Below are 362 nucleotides of genomic sequence, written 5' to 3' on the forward strand. Positions count from 1 at the left end.
TCCGATCTGTGAATCTGTGCTTTGGAACCGACATCGACGCCGACGGTCGGGCCGTTCAGGATCAGCACTTTGGCCCCAGTCAACAACCAGCGAGCCAGAACGACGCGCTGAGCGTTGCCACCGGACAAATGGTTGACCGGCGTGTGCGGTCCTGGTGCCACGATCTGCATGGCCGAGAACACTTCGCGCGTCGTCTCGTCCGCCTTTTTGCGATTGATGAAAAGACCGCGGACGAATTTCTCAATCGACGTAACAATGATGTTGCGCTCGATCGATTGCGTCAGGAATAGACCCTCGGTCAGGCGATCCTCCGGCACATAAGCGACACCGCAGGCAATACCCTCCTGAACGGTCCTTGGGTG

Annotated in this window: 1 protein-coding gene; it reads right to left on the reverse strand. The window is 58.0% G+C overall.

The annotated features are described in order from the left end of the window. Positions 1 to 362: ATP-binding cassette domain-containing protein (locus EN824_RS33760; protein ID WP_135933182.1), on the reverse strand; the 362-nt coding region annotated here is incomplete at both ends.

Origin of the sequence: Mesorhizobium sp. M8A.F.Ca.ET.181.01.1.1 (assembly GCF_004792025.1) — a bacterium.
Classification (GTDB): domain Bacteria; phylum Pseudomonadota; class Alphaproteobacteria; order Rhizobiales; family Rhizobiaceae; genus Mesorhizobium.